6 protein-coding genes and 1 pseudogene are annotated in these 5,259 nt (G+C 46.0%); 3 read left to right on the plus strand and 4 right to left on the minus strand.

Going from position 1 to position 5,259, the window contains the following annotated elements; translation table 11 throughout:
• The 3 genes from QUA07_RS26785 to QUA07_RS30175 form a co-directional block, all read left to right on the plus strand.
• Positions 1 to 983 (plus strand): HEAT repeat domain-containing protein (locus QUA07_RS26785; protein ID WP_333331398.1); only part of this gene is annotated, 983 nt, incomplete at its 5' end.
• A 184-nt stretch (positions 984 to 1,167) separates the two neighbouring features.
• Complete coding sequence (locus QUA07_RS26790; RefSeq protein ID WP_333331401.1) at positions 1,168 to 1,302, plus strand: HEAT repeat domain-containing protein; 135 nt, start codon at positions 1,168 to 1,170, stop codon at positions 1,300 to 1,302.
• Positions 1,263 to 1,385 (plus strand): HEAT repeat domain-containing protein, encoded by a 123-nt coding sequence (locus QUA07_RS30175; RefSeq protein WP_445300132.1) that lies wholly within the window; start codon positions 1,263 to 1,265, stop codon positions 1,383 to 1,385. The genes QUA07_RS26790 and QUA07_RS30175 overlap by 40 nt, the downstream gene beginning before the upstream one ends.
• Before the next feature lie 78 nt (positions 1,386 to 1,463).
• Here QUA07_RS30175 and ccmS read toward each other — a convergent pair whose 3' ends face one another.
• From ccmS to QUA07_RS26810, 4 genes and pseudogenes are all read right to left on the minus strand, one after another.
• On the minus strand, positions 1,464 to 1,895 hold the full coding sequence (gene ccmS, locus QUA07_RS26795) for a beta-carboxysome assembly chaperone CcmS (protein WP_333331404.1): 432 nt from the start codon (positions 1,893 to 1,895) through the stop codon (positions 1,464 to 1,466).
• 162 nt (positions 1,896 to 2,057) lie between these two features.
• Positions 2,058 to 3,854, minus strand: a complete 1,797-nt coding sequence (locus QUA07_RS26800) for an ABC transporter ATP-binding protein (protein WP_333331407.1) — start codon at positions 3,852 to 3,854, stop codon at positions 2,058 to 2,060.
• Between the two features lie 102 nt (positions 3,855 to 3,956).
• Positions 3,957 to 4,264 (minus strand): annotated as a pseudogene (locus tag QUA07_RS26805) (RtcB family protein).
• A 168-nt stretch (positions 4,265 to 4,432) separates the two neighbouring features.
• Entirely contained in the window at positions 4,433 to 5,224 is a 792-nt protein-coding gene (locus QUA07_RS26810; protein WP_333331409.1) for a hypothetical protein, read from the minus strand.
• Positions 5,225 to 5,259 lie beyond the last annotated feature (35 nt).

Consider the following 5,259-nt stretch of genomic DNA (forward strand, 5'->3'; position numbering starts at 1 on the left):
TTAAATTTGTTGAAGATTCAAACTCTGATGTGCGTAGGAATGCGGCAGAGACCTTATGCAAAATTGGTGACAAGGCAGCAATTTCCGGATTACTTAAAATTGTTGAAAATTCAAACTCGGATGTGCGTAAGAGTGCGATAGATGCTTTAATCGAAATTGGTGACAAGGCAGCAATTTCCGGATTACTTAAAATTGTTGAACATTCAAACCGTTATGTGCGTAAGAATGTGGCAGATGCCTTAGGCAAAATCGGTGACAAGGCAGCCATTTCCGGATTACTTAAACTCCTTGAAGATTCAAACTCGGATGTGCGTAGGAATGTAGCATATACCTTAGGCAAAATCACTAAGCAGCACACAGAAGGAGTCGTCCCCTATCTCCCGCACCTCCTCACCTTAATTCCCTCCGAATCCGGCAAAGAAGTTCACGGCCTCATCCTTGCCATCCAAGCCACCTGCGAATACTATAACTACACGATACGTCAGTTGTCCCTAGCACCGCACCCAGCCAAACCACCCCAACCAAACGAGATCCTTGCTAACATTGACGAAACCACTCAGCAAATCTACAAAACAACAAAAGAAATGTCTGATAAACCCACCCAAGACTTCTCCAATTCTACTTTCCACGCCCCTTTCAACTTCGGAGATAACCACGGCAATCAAGCCCAAAATATCACCTTCACCGCCCAGCAATCCTCCCCTGAAGCTGCACTCAATGCAGTGGTGCAAATCATTCAGGCATTAGAAAAAAAGCATACAGAAGTGCAAGACGAGGAACAAGCACGCAATATTATTGATGCAGAATTTAAGGAAATCAAAGAGCAAAAACCCATCGAGTGGCAAAACCTAATCAACGTCAAACGGCTTTACAACGGTGGCAAAAAAGCAGCGGTAAAAGTTGGCGAACACTTCACCGAATCAAACCCCTGGGGCAAAGGACTTGTTGCCTTCATTGAAGGCGTATCCGAAGACGTGAAATAGCCAGCCAACCCAAAAGTTTGGTGAAATATTGCAACATTTTTAATAAGGCTTTCAGGGCGGGCGAGACGCCCACCCCAGAAGAAAATTTACTCTTTGTGGAACAGGCAAGATGCCTGTTCCTGACAGAGATGCAAGAGGTAAAATAAAACAGCAGTAAGCTCTATGCAAACCCGAGGCTAACAGCATGATTCAAAATCCCGCATACTATCAGATGGTGCTAGACACCTTGTGCGCCGCCCTAGAGGATGCCCGCCCCGCTGTCAGGGCGAAAGCAGCAGAATCACTGGGAAAAATAGGAGATGTCGCGCGCCCACATTAGTTAAAGCCTTCAAAGACACCTCGCCAGAAGTCCGTTCCAGCGTCATCCAAGCCCTCGGACAACTGATACTAAATGAGGCTTAAATACTCCTTTCATTTCTTAGTCCCCCTCTGCTCGGACTTCGTTTGTGTAGACGCGATTTCAAGATCCGAGTAATCTTATCATTTCATACATTCAACCATCTGCTGTTCGAGCTTAGCCAACAATGTATCAACATCTGTTGCGGCTTCCTCAAAACAAACAGGAGGTTCAGGCTTAGGTTCAAAAAGAATTAACTTAATTTGACCTTCGCCGATCGCCAAAATCGCCACTTCTGTCTCAGGTTTGTGAGCATTCAACACACCTACAACTTCCTGAATATGACTTTTTACTTGACGGTTCAACTCCTCAACCGCCTCTTTCTTACAATACACAAAACGCGCAGTTTCTGCAACATCAATTGCCAAAATCTCCTCGCTTTCCTCTCCCCTTTCCAGAAATAGCCCCCAAGCCAAAGCAGCCAATTCATTTTGATTAGCTTTCACGAATTTATCTAATTTGCGGCTCCAGCTATTTTCGTTGGGTTTGGACTCAGGGCTATCAAATAGAAACATTTTCTCTTCTTGCTTGTAGAAACTAATATTTTGCAGTCAGTTGTCAGTTAGCAGTTGGCGGTTGGCAGTTGGCTGTTGACTGTTGTCATTAGTTACCCATGCCCAATGGCCCATCCCCAATTACAAATTAGCAATTCCCAATTACCCAAAACCGCTGCGTTTCTATCTTATACCAGATTGCACACGCCAGAGCGCCGCATAAATTCCGTCCTGTTCGATCAGTTGTTCGTGCTGCCCCGATTCTACCACCAGCCCCTCTTCCATGACACAAATGCAATCGGCATTGCGGACAGTAGAAAGACGGTGGGCGATCGCAATTGTAGTGCGATTTTTGGTGATTCGTTCGAGCGATCGCTGAATTGCCGCCTCAGTCTCGTTATCCACCGCTGAAGTAGCTTCGTCAAGAATCAAAATCGGCGGATTCTTCAAAACAGCCCGCGCAATTGCAATTCGCTGCCGCTGCCCCCCCGACAATTTTTGACCGCGTTCCCCTACAATAGTGTTGTAACCGTCCGGCAATTGGGCTATAAACTCGTGCGCTTCCGCAATTTTAGCAGCATTTACTATCTCTCGATTAGTTGCCTCAAAACTGCCGTAAGCAATATTTTCTGCCACCGTACCGTGAAACAAAAACACATCTTGACTCACCAATCCGATCGCTCTCCGCAAATCTTTTAAATTCAGGTTATTTAGTTCTATACCGTCGAGATAAATATTGCCGTGCTGTACCTCGTACAGCCTCAAGATTAGTTTCACCAGCGTACTTTTTCCCGAACCAGTAGCGCCAACAATCGCAGTAGTTTTTCCCGCAGGCAGAGTCAGAGAAAAATACTGCAAAATCGGCTTTCTTTGATTGTAAGAAAAAGTAACATTTTTAAATTCCAACTCACCCTTAATCGAACTAACAGGCCGCCGAATATCACCCGTATGAATTGCGATCGGAGTATCCAACAAATTCATCACCCGATTAGTAGAAGCCATGGCGCGCTGGTATTGATCCAGAGTATCTCCCAGGCGAGTCAGCGGCCACAGCAACCGCTGGGTCAAAAACACCAAAACGCTGTAAGTTCCCACAGACAACCGGCCCGCCACCACCTCCAAACCGCCCAGAAATAGCGTTGCAATAAACCCCAAGAAAATCACAACCCGAATCAGCGGAATAAAAGCAGCCGAAAGTACGATCGCCCGTCGGTTGCTTTGGCGGTAAGCTTGGCTTTGTGCTTCGATGCGCTGAATTTCATAATCTTCGGAAGTAAAACTTTTAATAGTAGTAATTCCCATCAAATTATTCGACAGTTGTCCGTTCAGAAAACTCACCTTTTCCCGCACGTCAGCATAGAAAGGAGCAAGGCGATTTTGAAAGGCGATCGAACCCCAAATAATAAAAGGTATCGGCAGCATTGACAGCCCAGCAACACCAGGAGAGGCAGCAAAAAAAGCCGCGCCAATCACAACAACAGTGGTAATTACCTGAATCACCTCATTAGCACCGTCGTCCAAAAAACGTTCGAGTTGATTGATATCATCATTAAGAATAGAAATCAAACCGCCCGTGCTGCGTTCTTCAAAATAAGCTAATTCTAATTCCTGCAAATGGCTGTAAGCTTCCAGACGCAAATCGTGTTCAATATCCTGAGCCAAATTGCGCCACAAATAATCATAGGCATATTCAAAAACAGATTCCAAGGTCCAAACAATCAAACTCACAAAAGTAATAATTGCTAGTTGCCAAAAGACATCTTTTATGCCCCAGTCAGCGAGGATAGAATCTTGCTGTTTCACCACCACATCAACGGCAATACCGATTAATGCTGGTGGCGCTAAATCAAAGAATTTATTCAGCAGCGAACAGATACTTGCCAGCCAAGCTTTCAGGCGGTAACGGCGGCCGTACTTCAGCAGCCGCTTTAGGGGATGGACAGGTTTTAATGGATTTGGTGATGCTTGAGAATCATTCATAGGGCATGGGGAATGGGAAATAGGGCCGAGAATTAAAAATTAGTAGGGTGCTCGGCGCGCACCTTACCCTTGTTTAATTTTTAATTCTCAAATGCCCGGTTCCTAGGCTTTAAACGTTAACACTGGCTTCATTTTAGCGACTACACCAACTATTTGCGCCTCAACCTGAACGTCAATTACTGGTTGAATTGGCTTGTAAGCGGCCGGTGCTTCTTCGATTCTGCGTTCTTCGCGCCCGGTAATGCAATCTACGCCAGTTAATCCCAAAGCGCAGTCAGTTTTGTCAACACCTTTGCGACTCATATCGAAGCGCGATCGCGCTCTGCCGGCACCGTGAGAGGCCGCAAAAATCGATCGTTCCCCGAACCAACCAGCAAATAAGACGGCGCGCCCATCGAACCCGGTACAATTACAGGCTGACCAGAATGTGCGGGACAAGCGCCTTTGCCAGTTACCCAGCCGACACCTTCAGCTCAGGTAATATTGTGAGGCAAATCGTATACTAAGGGAGCTTCGACATCCCCGAAAACTTGCCAGCGCAGAAGTTCTGCTAGCAGCAAACGGTTGCCCCTCCCCACTTAAAGATAATACCTAACCGTCGTCACCACCCGACTTTTTTTAGCCCGCAAAGTCGCTTTCAAAAAGAAAGCAGTTTGATTGTGCAGCAGTCCCTCCCACCAATTTCGCGTCACAAAAGCCGGAATTATCAGCGTTAAATAAACTCCCGGTCGCTGCTCTTCAAACAAAGTCAAAAAGTGCGTCAAAGCCGAACTCACAGAACGGTAAGGCGAGTCCAGAATTTCCAAAGGAATATCTGACTGCAAATCTTTCCAAGCTAATTGTAATTTTTCTCGATCGGTCAAACCAATATCGACGTGAACTGCCACAACTTCATCAGCAATTAAACGAGCGTAATCAAGGGCCTCGAAAGTTCCCCGGTGCAATTGCCCGACTAACACCACTGCCGGATGTGTCACCGTCTTAACTCTAGGTCTGCGAAGATAAGACCTCGGTTCTATTCCCTGAATGCTCAACCGAGCCGCGACATACCGATAGTGTCGGTGAATAGCTAAAAATAGAGTGACTACGATCGGGATAGTTACTACGACAACCCAAGCTCCCAAAAGGAATTTTGTAGCGAGAATTACACCCAAAACTCCCGTTGTTGCCACTGCACCAATACCGTTCATCACAGCACTAACTTGCCAACCTTTACCTCGTTCCTTAAACCAGTGAATTACCATTCCCGATTGGGAGAGAGTAAAAGAAGTGAAAACTCCCACCGCATACAGGGGAAGCACCGCACTTGTATTGCCTCGAAAGATGATAATTACAGCGTTTCCCGCTGTTATGAGGTACAGTAGCAGCAATTAGCAAACCAATTTCTTAAATGTTTAGGGTTCAT

Origin of the sequence: Microcoleus sp. T3_A4 (assembly GCF_036700465.1) — a bacterium.
Classification (GTDB): domain Bacteria; phylum Cyanobacteriota; class Cyanobacteriia; order Cyanobacteriales; family Microcoleaceae; genus Microcoleus.